Genomic DNA, 19,769 nt, shown 5'->3' on the forward strand with positions numbered 1-19,769 from the left:
CCATCAAAAACACCCCGTAAAGGAACATACTGACCTTAACGAGGCATTCTTAATTTGGCAGCTGCTTGATACAGCCAATATTTATCTATTAATTTTTCTTCATACTTAAATCAAGTTATTATTTTAATCTCGCTGAAATTGTCAAATTTCGAGCTTTTGTGTTGGCAGCAATAATTACTTTATTATTTTCAGCCGTGATCGTATAGTCTGAAAATACATCTGCAAAGGCTGTAGCAATAGCTGCAGCAAGAGTTGAATTCGTTGTTTCACTTGATAATGTGATTTCTTTTTCAACTTCCTCTTCACCGATAGTAATTGCAACGGTTTGATTGCGTGTATTTTCTCCTGCCAACTGGATAGCATCAGATACCGTAAAGGATGCAATTTGCTCTGAACCTGGTGATGGGATTAGACTTGGCTGAATTACTTCCGCTTTATACGTATTTCCTGGATAGCGTATATAAGTTGTTAATTTTGGATTTTCTCCACTTGCAATCTTTTCCGTTGCCGTTACAACCGTATATGGATTTCCACCAAGTTCTAAGGTAACATCATATTTTTCAGTTTCAATTTTCTTTATAACTTGGCCACTTACCTTAGCAACATCTACGCCTCCTACAGTAAATCCCTCTCCATCTGTAGTAAGGTTTATATCAACAGAGAATTTATAAATTCCTTGTTGTGTTATTGTTACGGGCTCAGCACCATTTTGTGTAATATTCACATTAGAAATTTTAAATGCTTCGGTTGCACTTGGCACTGTTAATTCTACTGTCCTTTCAACTATAGAATTGTTGGCTGCATCTTTTAATTTATTAACCTTCACATTTATTGTATCAGCTGCTGTAATGTCATCTTGTAAAGTAACAGTTAACTTCTTCTTGTCTTCTGACCAAAATCCCATTTCTGTACTGATTTCTTGGTCACCAATAAATAATTGACCGAATGTTACTGGTTCACTAAATGCCAGCTCAACACTTTCGCCCATAGTAGCTTTTCCATCGGCATTGCCATCTATTAATGTTGCTGAAGCAATTTCCGGTACTTTATTTTCCTTAATAGCTACTTGGAATTCTTTCGTTTTTGTCATCCCATTATGTGTAAGTGTTGCTGTTAATGTCACTACATCATCTTCATCATCATTGCTGCTCCTAGTAACTGTACCATTGGTATTAACTGTGGCACCATCAACTGTATCAGCAGCCCATGAAACTGAAACACCACCTACCTCAACTGGTAGATTTAAACTCTCTGTTACTTCCTGTATGGATGGATTATTGGCTTTAATTAAATTTTCATCAATTTTTGACCATGCACTATTAAGTGCTACTACAGTATTAATATCATATTCATACAATTCCTTTATCGTTTCAGGATATGCTTCTCTATCTGCTTCGAAGTCAGTTGATACATCAAGCTTATTGTATTTGTCATTATTACCAATACCATAAGCGTTTGAATTTGGTCCAATCACATGAATTTTATTAGTTCCTGTCATTGTTAAACTAGAGCCTTGGCCTAAGTAAATACCATATGATTTAATTGTATTCACTACTTCCTCTTCTGCTCCTGCAGTCACTGTACTATTTTCAATATTTACTATTGCATTTTCCTTTGTCTGTATCCCAAAAGCATTATACCCATAATCAAGATTGCCATTATTGAGAATTTGCTTTTTAGTTTTTCCTGAAACTGTTGAATTCTTTATATTAATCATTACATTGGCACCATCTGCTCTAATTCCTGAACCATGTTGCCCATTGCTGCCACTACGTACTAAGGTTGCTAGAATTTTTGAGTTGTTGACATCGAGTTCTGCATTATCATTTCGTAACAGAACACCAGCATAGGAATAGCCACCTGTATTAATCTGGTTAATTTCAACTTCATCAAGTTCAACTTTCGCATTTCCCCAAACTAATACCGAACTACGATAGCTTGAATTAGTATAGGCACCTTCTACTCTTAATTTCTCAAGTTTAACCTTTTCATCATTAGCAGAAATTTGTACCCCTTGTAGCACTAGTTGATTTTGTCCATCGATACTAACAGGATACTTAATATCAATGTATGATGTAAGTTCGATTGGTGTGGTAATAGTGCTATCTACTTTTACCGTCTTTACTCTCTTATCTACTACATATTGATTATTTACACTATTAATAAACTCATTAGTATTTTTCACACGTAATACAGATAAAGTGGTAACATTGAGTGTTTCCCCATTTTTAAAGGTCACTTTTTCCGTTTTTCCATTTTTCATTACGTTTACTGACTTTAACTTAAATGTCCCCGATTCAATGCTGCCGCTATCTATTAAAATATCTTCAGCTGTATATGAGATGTCTACATCCTCTACTTGTTTCCCATTACGTGAGAAAGTGATCGAATCTTTAATTTTTCCAGCAGCTTCACTTATAACTGTATTGTTCTGCCAAATGAAGTCGCCTGTTAAATTATTTTGAATAATTTCATAGTCATATAGTGCTTGCTGTAATTTTATTGTCTTTGCCTCATTTGTTACGCCATTTGAATCTTTTACGGCATTTGCAATTAACGTGATGTCAGAGTCAAGCTTAAAGGCATTTGAAAGGTCACCGCCGCCAATTTTGACAGTTAATTTTGTTTTATCTTCAGACCATATTACCTCAATTGGCTCATTTCCAAATGCGTTCGGATTCCCAAAATATTGTTCGGCAATATCTTCCGGATTTCCTGTGTATACAATCGGCTCACTAAACGTAAATGTAATAGTGTCATTAGCAGATGTATCTCCATCACCATCTAAGTCATTTAGGACGGCACTTACTAAGTATGGATTTCTCGATTCTAAAATGGTTGTTTCAATTGTTTTAGCTTTTATTGAGGTACCATTTGTTGCTGTAACATTTAACATAAATTTATCATTTTCATCATCTGCATCATCTTGCGTTACATTACCTGTTGAAAGATCGATGCTTGCGTTATGGTCGCCCACTTTTGTTACCGACTTCCATTCAAAGCTTGTGCCATTAGGACCCGCTGTAACTAAGTCAAGTGGTGTTGACACCTGCTCTAAGCTTGGGTTGTCATTTTTAATAAGCGTTGGGAGCAATGCCGTATCGACTACTAACTTTAACTCTTCTCCTGTTAAAGGTGTTCCTTTGTCTGTGATGGCTTTTTTCACCGCGGCCGTTACATCTGTGACATTTTCCGGGGTAATACCCTTAATATCAATGCCTTCAAATAGCTTTACTAAATCAGCCGCATCTGGTGCTGGAGTGGCAGTGATTTTCTCTTGTGCTACCTCAACAGGGCGTTTAATTGTATGTTTCATTTTGCCATAGGCATCCACCGTTACAATGATTTGTGCTTCTTTTAAGGATGGAGCAGCTTCTTTTATCGAAATAATGGCTGTACCTGGTCCTTTTGATGTAATGCTAATTTTTCCATCCGTTATTGTAGCTGTTGCAACATTTAGATTACTGGATGTAACTGTTGTACCAATCATACCTACAGCAAGTGGATCCTTATGATCCGCATCCTCGGTATTATTCGCCGTTAGTGTTTGTGATACAAATGGATTGGTAATACCGCCAGAATTCCCTCCACCTGTTGATCCACCACCTGTTGAAGGTGGAGTTGTTGGAGGAACTGTTGGCCGATCAACATCTGATGTATCCTTTATATTTCCGATACTAGGCTGACCACCATTTGGGAATTTCACAGCCTCTTCTTTTTTTATATTATTTGGCTTAATCAGCGTCCCAATTGTGCTATCATTCGGGACAATTAGTTGACTTCCATATTGTTGTGTCTCTACTACCGGTAAATGTGCCTTATTTTCAAGTGTTACTTTAATTGGCGTTTCGATAGTTAATTCATTTGTTTCTAGTACACCTCTAACAAGTACATCTTGATTACCAATGAAATCAATCGAATTAATTTTTCCATCAATTTCAATTCCCGACACATTGCTTCCTACCTTAATAGCTGGTGTCGCATGATTTGTAATGATTTTTGTTTTATCACGGTTTACAACAATTTCGTCGACATTTGTGTCAGTTAGCTTGATAGCCGATTCCTGGTCACGTTTGGCTTCCCCTTCAACAATTAGACGGCCATTCAAATCAAGACCGCTTAGCTCAATGTCTTTTTGATTTCCTTTTTTAATCGTAATATCGCCTGTTATATTTGCATTCACTATCTTGATATAGTCACCGGCAATCGTAATGTTTGCATCAACAGTGCCGCCCGCTAAATCTAATGTCAATTGTTTATCTGCCGTTCCATCATTAAGTAACTCAAGATTACGAATTCCTACAATCTTTGTACCTATTTTGATGAAATCTAAATTGGCTTCATTTAATACATCTAGATTCCGTTTATGAAGTAACGGCTGCAACTCTTTCTTAATATAATAGACTTTGCCATCAAGGGTAATTGTATTGTCATTAATGGATGAAATAACATTTTCATCTGGTCGACGGTTTTCACGGTAATCTGTTTTGATTTCTGAACGAATGGCAAAAGCGGCCATATTAGCCCGGGTTACTGTTGAATTCCCACCATACGTTGTTGCCGTTTGACCTATTGTAATACCTAAATCGAATAATGTTTGAATATATGGCGCTGCCCAATTGTCTTTCTGCGCATCTGTAAATGGTAAAGTAATGTCAGTTGCCGGCTCCAGTCCATATCCATTTACAAGAATTTTCGCCATTTGATTGCGTGTAATAGGTGAGCCAGGCTTAAATGTACCATCCTGATATCCATCAATAATGCCTGCTTCCTTTAATGCTGCTATATATGGGTAGGCCCAGTCACTCTTCGGAACATCCGTAAATGTATGATTAAATGTTTTATTGACATCTAACCCTAAATTAAGTGCTAAAATTTTTGAGGCTTGTGCCCGTGTTAATAATCCAGTTGGTTTGAAAGAACCATCTTTATACCCACTAACAAAGCCACGCTCAAATAATTCATTCACATATTCGTAATAATCAGAAGAGGCTTTAACATCCGTAAAATCTCCCTCGCTTATACTTGCTTTTGTCGATTCGGGTGCTACAACAGCAATTGCACTCGCTGCCATTGCCGTAGCCATCGCTGTTTTAAATACTTTTTCGTAATGTGCTGTGTTCTTTACCATCTAGTATTTTCTCCTCTTTTTGGTAGATTGGTTTAGTAAATTCCTTACACAGCTTAACAAATAGCGACTAAACAAAATCTGAACAAATCCGCTATCTCTTATGTTATACATACAACTTTCTTTCATCTCACTAACTACTAAGCCTCTTTAATCTATCAGCAGTGACTTGGCTAACTTTAACTAAATGAGACTTCATCTTCTCTTGAAGTGAGCTGTTGTATAGTCAGCGCTTCCACCGACTATTGAATTATGAATTGGCTACCCAAAGGTTACCCCGGAATAAAATTAAATTTGTTGGATTTTAGAATAGCTCATCCCTTTGAGAGACTTTTTAGTTCTTTATTTGTTTTTATATACATATAAATGGTATTTTAAGGTTTTTTTAGAAAGATAATATAATTGTTTAGATTTTGTTCAGTTCTGAAAATTATAATAAAGCTAAAATTTGAAAGGAGTGGGTCTATTATTCATAGAGTTAGGAAGCAGCAAAGATACATTTGAATGAAGAAATTCTTTTATAGGAAATTCTAATTACCTATCGTAGAGTATCACTCATTTGTATCCCTTATGACGACAAGCCAATAGAAAGAAAGAGAGAGCAACCGATTGTTTGCAGCATTCCTTTCTTTAGTCTTTAAAGGATGCAATCGTCGTCAGCAAACAGCATTAGGTATCTCTCTGGACTTAGAAAAGGAGAGAAACATGAAGAAATTCAATCTAGCAATTATTACATTGCTACTCGTATTCCAAACTATCTTATCGCCGATTTCAGTTTTTGCAGACGTGGCCGATCCTATATCTCTGCCTTCAACTGAAGCTAGTGACGATGCTGGAACTACGACTAATCCTGGTGATGCAGGTGAACCTTCACCACCAGCTATCCCTGAAGATAGTGCAGGAACCGGTTCAGATGATGGGGATGAGTCACCTGGAACACCACCAGCTGCACCTGAAGAAGGGGAAAATGATACTAGTGACGGGGACGAAGATACAGGAGGCACGACAGATAATTCAGATAAAGTACCGGCTTCGGAAGATAAAACAGAGCCAATAATAACATCCACATTACCTCCTACGGATTTATCTCCTTCGATACGATTAGATTTATTCGAATTAAAGATTAATGGTATCGATGTAGTACCCCCAGCATTTGAAAAAGAGTTGGAACAAAGTCAGCAAGCACAAGGAAAGTTTGTGTTTAAAGCTGATTTACCAGAGGATGTGAAAGCAGGAGACTTTTTCACCTATTCACTACCAGCTTCATTAATTGATTTTAATAATGCATTTAATGGGCAAAAAGATTCAACTCCGGCTTCTCCAGCATTTAGTTGGAGCACTGTCGGAAACTTAGTAACGGTCACGATAACGGAAGATCCTTCTCCTGATATTGCTGGTTCTACCGATGTTGGATTTGAAATGAATTTCACATCAGGTTTCAACCTGTATGGCAATAGTTTAGAGCAGGACCTAGTAATTCCAACTGTCGGAAATGGAACAGACACTGTGAAGCTTACATTCCTGCCGTCTTCTAGCGGGGAGAAGATGGTTTCCAAAGAAAGTAAAGGTGTAACAATAGATGATGGTGAGCGTATTATTGATTGGGAAGTATGGATCAATAGAGCTGGTAAAAATCTTGAAAATGCAAAAGTACAGGATACACCAAGTAATGGACACGATATTGTGTCAAATTCTGTTACTCTTGAGACATATGAAGTTGGCTTAAATGGTGTAATAGCAACCGCTATAGACACACAATCTGGTCTAAACTTCGAAGAGATTAATCTCAACGGTAAAAATGCGTACAAAATCACATATCAGACAAAAGTTAACTTACCAATCGCTGAGCAGGAAGGGCAAAAAACATTTACGAATACCCTCACATTAATTGACCCTGCTTATGGGTCCTCTGATAGTAAAACAGCTACTACTACGTATGGTAAGGCATTAGAAAAAAGTAAGGACAGCTCAAAAATAAGTAATAACTATGTATCTTCATGGGAAGTCCGCTACAACTATAATCAAGCAGCTATTGACCAAGCAGATGCTTGGATAGAAGATACATTGCCAACTGGCCATATCATTGATACATCTACTATTAAAGTATATGAAATGACGGTGAATGATACTGGCATAGCAACAGGGGCCGGTACCGAGGTTAATGTGGCGGACTATAGTGTCGTTGATGTAGAAAATGGCTTTAAATTAACGTTTAATAATGATATTACTAAAGCATATCGCATTACGTATGATGCAAAGCTGCCGAGTGACTTTTACAGTAACTCTTCAGAGACAATGACAAACTCTGTTATCAGCGGCACTGTATCAACCGCAAAAACAGCAACACACACATTGACAGAAGGCATCTTATCAAAATCCCGAACAGTAGACACAGATAAAAAAGAGATTACATGGTCAATTACTGTAAGAGCAGACAATGGGACGATTACTGGAACAGATATCAAGGACTTAAAAATTGAGGATATATTTGCAGATAAGTCTTATAATGCGCCGCATGAATTAGTAGATACAAATAATGACGGTACAATAGATGCTGCTGATATCAATGTAGCGAATATGACAGGGCAGACTATTTCTATTGATGCTAATGGCTTTACGCTTACTGGTGGTACAGTGGCAAAAGGACAAACAGCGGTTATTACCTATAAGACAGCGTACGAAATCCTGCCGGATGGCTCGATCTATGAGCAAGGCTACGGTAATACAGCTGCAGCCAGCTGGACGACTGATAAATCATATTCTATTACGAAAACAGCCAACTATCATCCAGAGAGTAACTCTGTTAATAATGGACGAAAAAAAGGGACGTACGATTACATTGATCAAGTTTTCAACTGGGATATTAAGGTCAATATTAACAAGCAAAATATTAATAATGCCGTCTTAGAAGATACAATTGGAGAAGGTCATGAAATTGTGCCGGATACCTTCGAGATAAAAGAATTCACATTAACTACACCAAATGATGATGAAATCGGGACTGAAGGTGCCGTTTTAGATTCTAGTTTATACACATTAACTATTGCGGCAGATAATAAAAGCTTTACTGTTACATTTGCAGATGATTTAGGGACTGCGAATAATAAAGTATATATTGTTAAATATCAAACGAAGGATTCTGACAACATCGTTGGGATTGAATCTACTACGAAAGCTGACAAGAATAAACCGTATACTAATACGGCGACATTTACAACAAATGTAGGTGGAAGCTCGAAAGTTTACAATTTACCTGCCACACCTGTGACACTAAGTCATGCAAACGAATTAATTACAAAAGGTGCTCCAAATAGTAACCCCACTACAGAGAGATTAACATGGACGCTGAATATTAATTATTCACTTTCTACACTGGGTGCTGCTAAAGTCAGCGATGTACCTTCAGAAAATCAACTATTATTAAAAGATACAATTAAAGTGAAAAAATATACTGTGAATGCAAGTAATGGTCCATCTGTTCCTGGTGGAGCATGGGTAGATCCCGCTGATTTAGGATTTACCGTAACGTTTCCAGCAACAGGCGGTTTTGAAATCGACTTTGGGGAGTTGAACAAAGAGGGCTATCAAATCCAATACCAAACATTAGTACTTGGTAAAGTGGGTGACCCTTATAATAACGAAGCTAAAATTCACTTTGGTTTCGAAACTGCTGACAATCAAGAAAAAGAAGCAAAATATAACGGCAAGTTTAGCTTTAGTGCATCAGATGCGGATTTCTCGTTAACAAAAGGAAATATGAAATTTAATAAGGTTGGCCTAAATACGTTAACGGCTGCTAAACAACCATTAGCAAATGTAGAATTTGAATTAGTCAAAATGGTAAAGGGATCACCTTATATTGTAGCAACAGCAACATCTGACACAGATGGTAATGTACTATTCGAGGACGTTAATTATGCGAACTATCTTGTGAGAGAAAAAGCTGCACCGACAGGTTATGAACTAATGACGAACTATGCAATTAAGTTAGATGCAACGACTGATACAAAGTTGGATGCCAATACTGCTAAAGTCATTGAACTTGTGAATAATGAACAAGTTGATACAGCAAACGCCTGCCCAAATTTCATATTAACAGTGAAAGACATTGACGGCAATGCAGTCGCTAATAAAGCAATTACATTAGTGGATAGCAACGGTGTCCCAACATACTCAGGTACGACAAATGCTTCAGGAAAAGTATCAGACATTAAACGTCCGGGCACAAATGGTCCAGGTACATCGGTTCAAGCTGGTGAGTATACAGTGCTGGATGCCGATGGTAACACATTAGGTACTGTTATCGTGAAATATGGTCAAAATGAATGTCATGATGAAATCCAACCAACAAATTCTTGCTCCGTATTTACTATTACCGTGAAGGATGAGAATAAAGATCCGCGGCCAAATGTAATAGTAACATTAAAAAACGCAAGCAACACTGAAATTGCTACAGGAAAAACAGACAATGATGGTGTGTTTACGATGACAACACCACCTCCAGCAGGTACGTATAAACTTTATGAAGGTACAATTTTCTTGGGAACTGTAACTGTAACCTATCAAAATGAAAATTGTAATGCTGAAATTATACAGGCGCCAACATGTGAGGCATTTACATTAACTGTGAATAATGTAGATGGCAAGCCGAATCAAGGTGTAATGGTAGAAATTAAAGATAAAAACAAGCCAGATGCTGCTGTTCCACAACCTACTGGTGTAACTGATGCAGATGGTAAAGTAGCGATTACTAACCTTCCGCCAGGTGAATATGAAGTATATGAAAACAATAAGAAAATCGGTGATTTCATAGTTGATACTGACTGTGAAGCAACGGTTCAGCCATTACCAGCATGTTCAGTATTCATGCTGACAGTGAAAGATGAGGATGGTATTTTACCAGCAGGAACAGAAGTAACCGTTACGAATACAGACACAGATAGTTCGTTTACAGCCAAAGTTGGCGAAAACGGTGAAGTAACATTCCCATCAACAACACCTTCAGGAAAGTACGAAGTTAGTATTACAGCTTCTGGAAAGTCCCTTGGTGAATTTAATGTAACCTATTCAAATTCATGTGCTGACATAGTTGAAAAACCACGGGCATGTGATATTTTCACAATCACCGTAAAAGATTCAGATGGCAGCCTGAAACAAAATACAAAGGTAATCATCGTAGACAGCAATGGAACTGCCGTGACAACTACTGGTCAGACAGATGAGAATGGCGAGATTCATTTGCCAAAAAATCAGGAACCAGGTATGTACACTGTTTATGAGGTAATAGATAGTGATACAAAAGGTGATAAGATTGGAGAAGTGAAAATCACTTATACAGATAATTGTAAAGGTGAGGTTCAGAAAAATGCTTGTCCAATTTATACTTTAACGGTGAATGACAATAACTTAAAACCAGTTGGCAAAAATGTCAAAGTAACAATTCAAAATCAAGCCGGAGAAGTTGTTACGTCTGGTTTAACAAATGCAGAAGGCAAAGTTGCATTTGAAGATAAGACCAAGCTTCAGCAAGGACAAAGTTATACAGTATATAACGAGGCAGGCATTAAATTAGGTGATATTACGGTAAGCTATGTGGATAATATTTGCGGCGCAGCAGTACAAATTCCATATAAAGCTTGTCCAATCTTCACGCTGACAATCCAAGATATATACGGTATTAATCGTCCGCATGTAGAATTCATGATTAAAGATTTACAAAATAACACGATTGCTGCTGGTAAAACAAATGAACAGGGTATTGCGACAATTCCTTATACGGTTAAACCTGATGCTTACTATGTGTATGAAGGAAATATATTAATAGCAACAATTATTGTAACGGACGGATGTTCAGCATTGGCTAAGCCTTCTTACTCAGGTGGCGGCGGTGGATGGACCCCTGATCCGGAAAAACCAGTAGATCCAAATAAACCAACTCCTGATCCGGAAAAACCAGTAGATCCAAACAAACCAACTCCTGATCCGGAAAAACCGGTAGATCCAAACAAACCAACTCCTGATCCGGAAAAACCGATAGATCCAAACAAACCAACTCCTGATCCGGAAAAACCGGTAGATCCGAACAAACCGATTCCTGACCCAGAGAAACCAGTGGATCCAACAAACCCATCGACGACACCGGAAGTACCAGGTAATTCAGAAAAACCAACTACGGGCTCTAATAACCCAACAAACCCTGGAAAAACAGAGACTACTAAACCATCTGTTAATGACATCATTGATCTAGGCAAAAATTTACCTCCATATAATCCTTCTACAGCAACGAAAGATACGCTAGATGTTTATAAGGATTTCCTGGATAAATTTAATTCCCTAACAAAAGAGGAACATGCGGAAGTAGCAAAGTCTTTAGATATCGATAAGATTAAAGCAACAGCTAAGCAGTTAGAATCACAGTTGAAACAAGCAGGAAAATTGCCACAGACAGACGGAGCTGATCAAACCGCTCTTACACTATTTGGTGTAATTCTTGTTCTCGTCGCATGTTACTCGTTACGCCGCCGTGAGTCTTTCAAATAGTTGCAATAAGATAACCCCAAGAACCTAAGGTATCTTGGGGTTTCTTCTTTTTTAAAAGGCATTTAAAAGCTTTGTCGGCGCATTATCGAATGGATATTGGGCGATAAAATCCGCTTGAAGAGCGAGCCTTTTTGTTCCATTACTAGCACAAGTAATAAGAGTTAACAACGTTTTATTCGGAATATCATCAATAATATAGACATCCGTTGGGGCAATGATATTTTTGGCTATTAATTTGTATTCATAAATAGTTGTCATATCCGTTATATAAATCGTGTCACCGATTTTCGTTTTATACAACGGACTAAATAAAATATCTTTCTCTTCGAAATAATGACCAGCCAGGGCATAGTTTCCTTGCCCCATTTTCTGGGTTGGTTTCATTGTACCTGCTCCAACAGCAAGGGCAGTATTTCCAACCCCTTTGACGATGGGCAGCTGCATATCTACACTTGGCACAGCAATACTGCCTATAACAGGAATTTCATCTGTAACTGTTTGCGCTTTTAATACCTCTGCAATCGAAAGAGATTGCACAGCGTCAAATTCAAAATCAGTATTAGCCTGGTTGTTCTTTTCAATGTCCTCTATACTGTATTCGGCAGTGTTTAACTGGTCACTCAAATGAGCAATGATAGCATTTTGAATAGGATTTATAAAAATAAGTAAAAGGCCAATAAGAAGCACACAAATAATTAAAATTAGTTTAAGTTTATTCATTTCATATATCACATCCCAGTAGTGAAAATGAGGTTCTCTGTTCAATATGGTAAGCTACATTATGTAATTTTTTACCCTTTTATGCAATTTATTTACACTCGTATATTCGTTTAGTTACCACATCCTCTTATATACCTTTTATCGGCGTTTATTCTCTTTTTACTACAGTTTCCAAATCTTCCTCCCTAATTCGCAGCGGGCAAAAACTGTCGAAGAAGACTTTTTCAATAAATATACGTTTCTGTTTCACCAAACACAGCCAGCCCTGTGCTTTATCATTTTTTCTTTACTTGGAAAAGCTTATAATAACAGTCTTTATCAAGCCCCTCTAGTTCTAAATCAAGATCAAACCATTTCAATATTTTTTGGTCTATTTCTTCTACAATAAAAGGCAGATCGTTCTCCGTCGCTATTTTCTTAATATCCATTGTCCGTTCCAAATTAGACTTCGTCACCATCGAGAAATGATAGACGACTTCATTGTTTGAATTGCTAAGTTGAAAGATCACTTTCCAAACAAACCTTGTCTCATCAGAGGTGTTGGACAAACTTGCATAATGGACATAGGGTTTTACATACACACTTTCAATATCCTCATATGAAATAATATGCTTTTCCCCTTTCCAATTGCTTGAGACCAATCCTCTTTCTTTATGTATGCCTCTATAATCAGAAAACATAAGATAATTGAATCCAATTAATATAATAATGGTTCCAATAATTGCTGCATTTAATAACCCTTTTCGTTTTAATCCTGGATTAAGAAAACGACCAGCACATAATAAGACCAGCAGCATAAAAATACCAAGTGACAAATCTCCCAGCATACCTGATGCTGGCTCATACATAATATACTGTTCATCTATAAACGTATTTTCCTTTAAATCGTTATAATATCCATGCAAATAGATTAATAAAGGAAGGATAAAAAAGAAAAATATATAGATAGCTACCCAACGCTTCCCATGATGCTTAAATTCTGTTTTTGAAGTTCTGCTTATTTGTCCCCAAACATAAAGAGGAATACCAATAATCCATAATATGATATTGGCAAAGATAAGATCCTCTCCAAAGGACAAAGCACAGCTAAAGGCTATTATCAAACTAAAGATAATGAGAACGATACCGCTGATTTTCCTCATTTTTGCACCCCCTGTTCAGCTGCAAGTTGGTTACTCTCTTTTCAGACTATCATATTAATCAAGTACAGTTTTTTTAAACATATGAAATTTATTACTCATAGACTGCTGCACAGAAGGAGCCTTGCTATTACGTATTTTCTCTTCATTTGCAACCAGCTCCCAAGTGAGACTACAGCAGTAAAATGACCGCTTAGCTGTAATTTCGCCGTAAAAAATACACCCTGATTATTAGATTCCCTATCTAATGATCAGAGTGCGGTTCATTATCTAAAGCTCTTTAGTTTAAAACCAATGAAATTCATGTCAGCGTTATCCAAATGTTTTTAAAATCCTACTTTGATAGGGCAATTTTTATGTGGGCTAAGTGATGCTCTTCATGCCAAGCTAATTTTGCCACTTTAGCTGCTACGGTAATTTCACCATTAACCTGATGAATAAAAGTTCGCTTTAATTGTTCTTCAGTTAAAGCATGCCCTAGAGCTACGATATGCTCATTTATACCTTCCAGTATCTTTATAGAAGGCTCTACGGGAAGCTCTGTATCCGGTAGAACTGCCCATTTATCCTGATCAAAAGCTGGTGCTGTCGGATTTTCATCCGTTAAAGCAATCTTAAGGCGCAAATACATATTCAGTTGGGAATCCATAATATGATGAACAAGCTGACGCACGGTCCAGCTGCCGTCACGATATGTTTTGCTTAATTCCTCATCGCTTAATGATCCGACTATCTCTCTTAATCGAGTTGTGTACGTTTCGATTTTCTTCAGCCAGTCCTGAACATTTTCTAATGTTACTTTTTCAGGAACCTGCAATTCGCCAATTGGGTATTTTACATCCATTTTCAAATCCCTCTTCCTTATCCTTTATTTGAGTATTACCTGCCGGACATCAATCTTGTAAACTCCAGCATGGAAAACTACTACTAGCAAGTATTAAGTATGCGGCAATAAGTTTTTCACATTGAAGTAATCCGCTAAGAAATGATCAGTCTAAAAGGCTATATAAAACGGGTGAAGGCTTTGATCCAGACAGTATTCGATTCTTTGGCGGAAATTCCCCGCCGTCACCATTACCAAAGCCTCCTCAATGGGGAAATAACCCACTTCAAGACTTTCTATCGAAGTAGCCGGTTTTCCTCCAATAGGCTTCGCCAGGAAAAGCGTATTACAAATTGATTTTTTTACATTTTGGAATATCCCGCAAAATTTTACGATTTCAACATCTATCCCCGTTTCCTCTTTTGTTTCCCTAATGGCTGCCTCTTTTAGAGATTCTCCTTCTTCAACCTGCCCGCCCGGCATCTCCCAGCCTCTTAAAGGTCCCTTGATTAGCAGAATTTCCTTTTTATCATTTAGTACAATGGTTGCTGCTGAAACAATATGCTTTGGTGGTGTATAAACCGCTTGAGTACCTTGCTCCAATAAGCCCCCTCCCCATTTGTTCAAATACAAACCTGCTGCTTTATACATCTACCCTATTATTATAAGTTCAACAAATAAAGTGCTTTTCCTTCTTCGAAAGCGGTATCCGTCCATTAGACAAAATGGAGGGGTAGTGCCCATCTAAAGACACCTTTCCTGTAATCACCCATTCAATAATTATGTATTTCAAAAATCATTTTTAACTGTATCCCTATTAATTCTTCTAGTGCGGGAAATCTACTGATTACCCTATGAAACCGTCTCTGTTTTTCTCCTTGTAAGGGCATAATAAATAGTGGTGAATTACTTTAAAAAGGTAATCCACCACATCAACATTTTACTGTTATATAGCTGCTTAACATAATCTTGCATGTCCTTTTTATATTGCATGCTCCTCTTCATTTGTGCAGAAGAGACTTTTCGGTTCCTTAAATCGAACATTCTTCAAAGTATTTAATGATAATTCATATAAATGCTGTTTTAAATCATCACGTAATTCGGGTTTTGTTTGAAACAACGAGTAATAAATGATTGGTTCAATCTTTTTTATTAATTGCTGAATTTCCTTTTCAGTAAAATCTCCAGTTTGGTTCAATTGTCATCCCCTCATTTCTTTTCTAGGTTTCCAATAATTTTTGTTAAATTATCAATCGAGACCCGTAATAACTCTAGCCGATTTTCAAAGCGAACTAACAAGTATATTGTAATCGCTACCGGAAATCCAAAATTGCCTATAATTTGTATGAATTCCTGATCCATCATTCCAATGCCTCCCTTAACTTTTGTAAAGCCTTCCTATGGCTTTTTGTTATTGCTTGTTGTGAAACATTGTATTTTTCTGCAATCATCGTATCGTTACAGTTGAGTACGTAACGATAGTAGAGAATCTCCTTTTGTCTATCTGATAATCCCCGTACAGCCTTTATGAGCAAACCATCCGTAATAACCTCCTCTATATTTACTTCAAGGGCTAGGTCGAAATGGTATTCAGCATTTTCATCTGCAATCATATCGAGTAAAGTAATATTTTCCTCTGTCGGAGCGTTTAATATCACAGGCTGTTTATTTTCAAGTTCCCGCCTTTTTTTATCAAAGCGGCGTGATTCAAAATAAATAACCTTTTTTAAGTAACTAATTGCTAGGATCAGCTTAGTGTGAGTTGTAAAAGCTGCTTCAAGTTTCTCCTTATTGGCTAGCGTAGGTTCATTTATAAAAGTCATATAAATTTTTTCATTTTCTTCAGCCGCAACAAATGATTCAAAAATTGAACTATTGAGAATGGATTTGTTCAATTGATACATAATTACCCTCCCTTAACAATAAAACAAAAAGGAACATATGTTCTATTCGAATTTAAAAAAAAGAAAGGAAATTCTCTGGATAATTTTATTCCCTCCTATTTTATAAGGGAAAATAAGTAAATAAAGCACAACTTATTCAGCAATTTTTGTGAGGTAATTTAATTTTAACGTATTAAGAAAATTATTCTATACCTCTAAAATCCTAAGTTTCAAATATTATAAAATGTCTGAATTTAATTTGGATTTATAAATAATTAATGATATTCTATATTTATATTAAGGAGGAATAATATGAAAAAAATGATTTTTACTGTAATTATCTGTTTCTCATTATTTTTAATTGGCTGTTCAAATAATGAGGATAATAGTTCTTCAATAAAGGATTACGAAGCCCAAATTGATGAACTTCAAACAGAAAATGAGCAATTGAAAGAAGAAATTCAAAAATTGAACAGCGACTACAGTGTTTATCTACAGCACGCTGATAAGACCTCACGGGATATGATGAGGTTGATAAATGAAGAAAACTATGATCAATTGAAAACAGATTATAACGCTGAATTCGAAATAAAAGATGGAGAAATAATATTTACTGCACCTGAGAATGTAAATAGCGCTGGATTTCCTTTGGAGCAATCGAATTTCCCTATGTCAATTTCAAACTTTAACGTCCAACCTGAAAATGTAGAAATTGGATATTATTTAGACGACCTAAACAGTGATGAAAGATTTTTAATTACTTTTGTATATGACCTGGACGGAAACTTCCAATATATCTATGTGGGAGACGTTTAGTAAATAAGAAAACACCGAGTATTAGATTACAGCTAATACTCGGTGTTTTAGGTTTTATTACATTAAAGGCAGGCTATCTACATAGTTTTTAATACCTTCTGCAATAGCCTTTCCAGCTGTAGTGCATTTAGCATCGGTATTTAATTTGCCAGCATCCGCAGTATTGCTTAAAAATCCAACTTCTACTAGAATGGCCCAAGCTTTATTATCCCGGTATAGGACTCGTAAATTATCTCGATCTACAACTGGTGTTGAGCGTTGATTCATTCCTGTACGTGACGCTACAATTTGGTTAACCTTTGCAGCTAGGGCTTTATTGTGGCTGCTTGCTTCTGGATGAACAAGTGTCTCTACTCCGTTAGCCGACGTACTCGTAGCAGAGTTGTTGTGAATACTTACGAAGACATTAGCCCCAAAAGAATTAGATCCGTTAACACGAGCATTCAGATCCTCGGCTAACGATGATGTTACCAAGGCTGACGCGGTTGTTCGACTCATTTTAGTTGTTGCACCATATGCTTTTAATTGTGTATTACAAGCATTAGCAATTTTTAGCACAACATCACGCTCAATCAGCCCATTTCCTGATGCCCCCGGCCATGGAGTCCCATGCCCCGGATCAATATAAACCTTTGTGTTTTGAATATTTGCCATATTAACAGCACCTCTTTCAGATTATTTGAGCAAGGAATCAAAGTGATTGACTTGCTGATATTAATAGGTATTTTTGAAAGAGGACGCACAACCTATCGGAAAGATATTTCTTTTCTAATTGTTTTACTTCTTATCAATTAAAGTATATTAGTACATTTTTTAATAGTATTGATAAATTCTCTTACAACAGGAGGTAATGTTTTCTTTGGTCTAGTAACTACGATTATTTCACGCGATGGTTCGGGTAAGAGAGGTTTTACCGTTGCACCTTGCAAATCATCAGGTAAAGCTAATTCAGGTATAATTGTAATTCCTAAACCTTCACGAACCATTGCAATAATTGTTTGATTATCTGCTACACTAAATTGTACATTTGGGGAAACATCATGTTCTTTTAAAAATGTCTTTATGCTAATCTCGCATCCTGAGCGGGGCATAATAAAATCTTCCCCTTGAATATCTTTCACATTTATCTGTTCAAACTCTTTTAAGTGATGATTATTAGGTAATATAATTACAAACTTATCATTTACTAAAGAGATATATTCCAAATTAGCAGTGCTATTGTTTAACGATGTAAAACCTACATCCACTTTTCCCTCCTCTACCCACCGTGTAATTTGTTGGTAGCTACCCTCGTAAAATTCAACTTCAATTCCTTTGAATTCTTTTCTAAAAGCAGACATTATTCTCGGTAGCATTTTCGATGAGAAGCTTGAAAAGCTACCAACTCTAATTCTTCCTTTTTCAATACCTAAAATTGAAGCAGTTTCTTGTTTAATACTTTCCGCTTCAGATATGATATTTCTCATATTTCTTATGATACGTTCTCCGCTATCTGTTAATGAAATTCCATTTCTCCCTCTATTTAAAAGAACAATACCTAGTTCCGACTCTAATGAAGATATATTATGACTGATGCCAGACTGTGTCATGCCTAGCTGTTCCCCTGCTCTAGTGAAATTCCCCTCGTCCACTACTTTAATAAATACTTCTATTTGGAAAAGATTCATGTAATACCTCCACACATCATTTATCGTTACATTAGAATTACTCATACCTATGATGCTAAACATTAATTTTACTTATCTATTTTATCATAATACAATAATTAAAAAGTTTGAGGAGGAATCGTATAATGTCTAACAATATAAATGTTTTCTATGTGGATGCTTTTACTAGTGAGGTTTTCGGAGGGAATCCTGCTGGAGTTATACCGAATGCGGAAAGCTTAACAGACATAGAAATGAAAAAAATCGCTAATGAGATAAACCTCTCAGAAACAGCTTTCCTTATGCCTCCGTCTAAAACAAATGCGGATTTTCGAATCAGATATTTTACGCCAACAGAAGAAGTAGATTTCTGCGGCCATGCTACTTTAGGTACAGCATGGTTAATGGCCACTATGTACAATTGGGTGGATAAAAAAGAACAGATTATCTTTGAAACTAACATAGGGCTAATCCCCGTAAAATGGATTTTGGAAGACAATCAATTGAAGACAGTATCCATGACTCAAGTCAGTCCGCAAGTCAATGACATAGAAATTGATCCTCAAGTTGTAGCTGAACTTGTCGGCATACGTGGCACGGATATTGATGATAGATATCCAATAAAAATAGGAAACACCGGGGTATCACATCTTCTTGTCCCAGTAAAAACACGACGAGCTATTGACGAGGCAGAACCTAAATTAAATGACTTAAAAAAGATGAATAAGGACTACAACATATCCACCACACATCTCTTTACCTTTGATACACATGGCGAATTTGATATTTACACTAGGGATTTCTGCCCTAATATAGGAATTGATGAAGATCCCGTTACGGGAGCAGCAAACGGGGCATTAGCTGGTTATTTATATTTAGAAAATATCCTGTCTATTAAAGAGTCACACCAATTAATCGTCGGTCAGGGGCATGCTATTAACCGGCCTGGAATGCTTTATGTAACGATTACTCCTACTAATGGAATGCCCATTATTGAAGTTGCAGGAACAGCAGTTGTTTCAATGACTGGAGAAATATTAGTATAGACACGTTTATTTATAAAGCCTCAATTAA

At 36.7% G+C, this 19,769-nt stretch carries 13 protein-coding genes; 3 read left to right on the plus strand and 10 right to left on the minus strand.

What is annotated here, in order from left to right:
- Positions 1 to 118: 118 nt before the first annotated feature.
- On the minus strand, positions 119 to 5,131 hold the full coding sequence (locus tag BOD01S_RS16620; RefSeq protein WP_052124774.1) for an S-layer homology domain-containing protein: 5,013 nt from the start codon (positions 5,129 to 5,131) through the stop codon (positions 119 to 121).
- A gap of 702 nt (positions 5,132 to 5,833) precedes the next feature.
- Here BOD01S_RS16620 and BOD01S_RS16625 point away from each other — a divergent pair.
- Positions 5,834 to 11,668 (plus strand): collagen binding domain-containing protein, encoded by a 5,835-nt coding sequence (locus tag BOD01S_RS16625; RefSeq protein ID WP_143815062.1) that lies wholly within the window; start codon positions 5,834 to 5,836, stop codon positions 11,666 to 11,668.
- 51 nt (positions 11,669 to 11,719) lie between these two features.
- Here the strand turns inward: BOD01S_RS16625 and BOD01S_RS16630 are convergent, their stop codons facing one another.
- From BOD01S_RS16630 to BOD01S_RS16655, 7 genes are all read right to left on the minus strand, one after another.
- A complete protein-coding gene (locus BOD01S_RS16630; protein ID WP_036152917.1) occupies positions 11,720 to 12,388 on the minus strand; it encodes a class A sortase in 669 nt (222 codons plus the stop codon).
- Positions 12,389 to 12,663: 275 nt separating this feature from the next.
- A complete protein-coding gene (locus tag BOD01S_RS16635) occupies positions 12,664 to 13,530 on the minus strand; it encodes a hypothetical protein (RefSeq protein WP_036152920.1) in 867 nt (288 codons plus the stop codon).
- A 331-nt stretch (positions 13,531 to 13,861) separates the two neighbouring features.
- The gene (locus BOD01S_RS16640) at positions 13,862 to 14,371 is read right to left on the minus strand and encodes a YfiT family bacillithiol transferase (protein WP_036152922.1); all 510 of its coding nucleotides are present in this window, start codon (positions 14,369 to 14,371) and stop codon (positions 13,862 to 13,864) included.
- Positions 14,372 to 14,521: 150 nt separating this feature from the next.
- The gene (locus BOD01S_RS16645; protein ID WP_036152924.1) at positions 14,522 to 14,953 is read right to left on the minus strand and encodes an NUDIX hydrolase; all 432 of its coding nucleotides are present in this window, start codon (positions 14,951 to 14,953) and stop codon (positions 14,522 to 14,524) included.
- Between the two features lie 379 nt (positions 14,954 to 15,332).
- Positions 15,333 to 15,548 (minus strand): hypothetical protein, encoded by a 216-nt coding sequence (locus tag BOD01S_RS16650; protein ID WP_036152926.1) that lies wholly within the window; start codon positions 15,546 to 15,548, stop codon positions 15,333 to 15,335.
- An 11-nt stretch (positions 15,549 to 15,559) separates the two neighbouring features.
- Entirely contained in the window at positions 15,560 to 15,715 is a 156-nt protein-coding gene (locus tag BOD01S_RS22675) for a YvrJ family protein (protein ID WP_081977905.1), read from the minus strand.
- A complete protein-coding gene (locus tag BOD01S_RS16655; RefSeq protein WP_036152928.1) occupies positions 15,712 to 16,254 on the minus strand; it encodes a sigma factor-like helix-turn-helix DNA-binding protein in 543 nt (180 codons plus the stop codon). Before BOD01S_RS16655 ends, BOD01S_RS22675 begins: the two co-directional genes overlap by 4 nt.
- 291 nt (positions 16,255 to 16,545) lie before the next feature.
- Here BOD01S_RS16655 and BOD01S_RS16660 point away from each other — a divergent pair, with 291 nt between their 5' ends.
- The gene (locus tag BOD01S_RS16660; RefSeq protein ID WP_036152930.1) at positions 16,546 to 17,049 is read left to right on the plus strand and encodes a hypothetical protein; all 504 of its coding nucleotides are present in this window, start codon (positions 16,546 to 16,548) and stop codon (positions 17,047 to 17,049) included.
- Between the two features lie 57 nt (positions 17,050 to 17,106).
- On the opposite strand, the gene BOD01S_RS16665 is transcribed toward BOD01S_RS16660, so the two are convergent.
- Both BOD01S_RS16665 and BOD01S_RS16670 read right to left on the minus strand, forming a co-directional pair.
- Positions 17,107 to 17,703 (minus strand): N-acetylmuramoyl-L-alanine amidase, encoded by a 597-nt coding sequence (locus BOD01S_RS16665; protein ID WP_036152932.1) that lies wholly within the window; start codon positions 17,701 to 17,703, stop codon positions 17,107 to 17,109.
- 137 nt (positions 17,704 to 17,840) lie between these two features.
- Positions 17,841 to 18,716: a LysR family transcriptional regulator gene (locus BOD01S_RS16670; RefSeq protein ID WP_036152934.1), complete on the minus strand. Its 876-nt coding sequence runs from the start codon at positions 18,714 to 18,716 to the stop codon at positions 17,841 to 17,843.
- A gap of 125 nt (positions 18,717 to 18,841) precedes the next feature.
- On the opposite strand from BOD01S_RS16670, the gene BOD01S_RS16675 reads away from it, so the two are divergent.
- On the plus strand, positions 18,842 to 19,741 hold the full coding sequence (locus BOD01S_RS16675; protein WP_036152935.1) for a PhzF family phenazine biosynthesis protein: 900 nt from the start codon (positions 18,842 to 18,844) through the stop codon (positions 19,739 to 19,741).
- Positions 19,742 to 19,769 lie beyond the last annotated feature (28 nt).

The organism is Lysinibacillus odysseyi 34hs-1 = NBRC 100172 (assembly GCF_001591965.1).
Classification (GTDB): Bacteria; Bacillota; Bacilli; order Bacillales_A; family Planococcaceae; genus Lysinibacillus_B; species Lysinibacillus_B odysseyi.

What these genes read in the sequence shown, in the direction of transcription:
- BOD01S_RS16620 (WP_052124774.1), bottom strand. Translation starts at nt 5,131, where the DNA reads ATGGTAAAGAACACAGCACATTACGAAAAAGTATTTAAAACAGCGATG.
- BOD01S_RS16625 (WP_143815062.1), top strand. Translation starts at nt 5,834, where the DNA reads ATGAAGAAATTCAATCTAGCAATTATTACATTGCTACTCGTATTCCAA.
- BOD01S_RS16630 (WP_036152917.1), bottom strand. Translation starts at nt 12,388, where the DNA reads ATGAATAAACTTAAACTAATTTTAATTATTTGTGTGCTTCTTATTGGC.
- BOD01S_RS16635 (WP_036152920.1), bottom strand. Translation starts at nt 13,530, where the DNA reads ATGAGGAAAATCAGCGGTATCGTTCTCATTATCTTTAGTTTGATAATA.
- BOD01S_RS16640 (WP_036152922.1), bottom strand. Translation starts at nt 14,371, where the DNA reads ATGGATGTAAAATACCCAATTGGCGAATTGCAGGTTCCTGAAAAAGTA.
- BOD01S_RS22675 (WP_081977905.1), bottom strand. Translation starts at nt 15,715, where the DNA reads ATGATGGATCAGGAATTCATACAAATTATAGGCAATTTTGGATTTCCG.
- BOD01S_RS16655 (WP_036152928.1), bottom strand. Translation starts at nt 16,254, where the DNA reads ATGTATCAATTGAACAAATCCATTCTCAATAGTTCAATTTTTGAATCA.
- BOD01S_RS16660 (WP_036152930.1), top strand. Translation starts at nt 16,546, where the DNA reads ATGAAAAAAATGATTTTTACTGTAATTATCTGTTTCTCATTATTTTTA.
- BOD01S_RS16665 (WP_036152932.1), bottom strand. Translation starts at nt 17,703, where the DNA reads ATGGCAAATATTCAAAACACAAAGGTTTATATTGATCCGGGGCATGGG.
- BOD01S_RS16670 (WP_036152934.1), bottom strand. Translation starts at nt 18,716, where the DNA reads ATGAATCTTTTCCAAATAGAAGTATTTATTAAAGTAGTGGACGAGGGG.
- BOD01S_RS16675 (WP_036152935.1), top strand. Translation starts at nt 18,842, where the DNA reads ATGTCTAACAATATAAATGTTTTCTATGTGGATGCTTTTACTAGTGAG.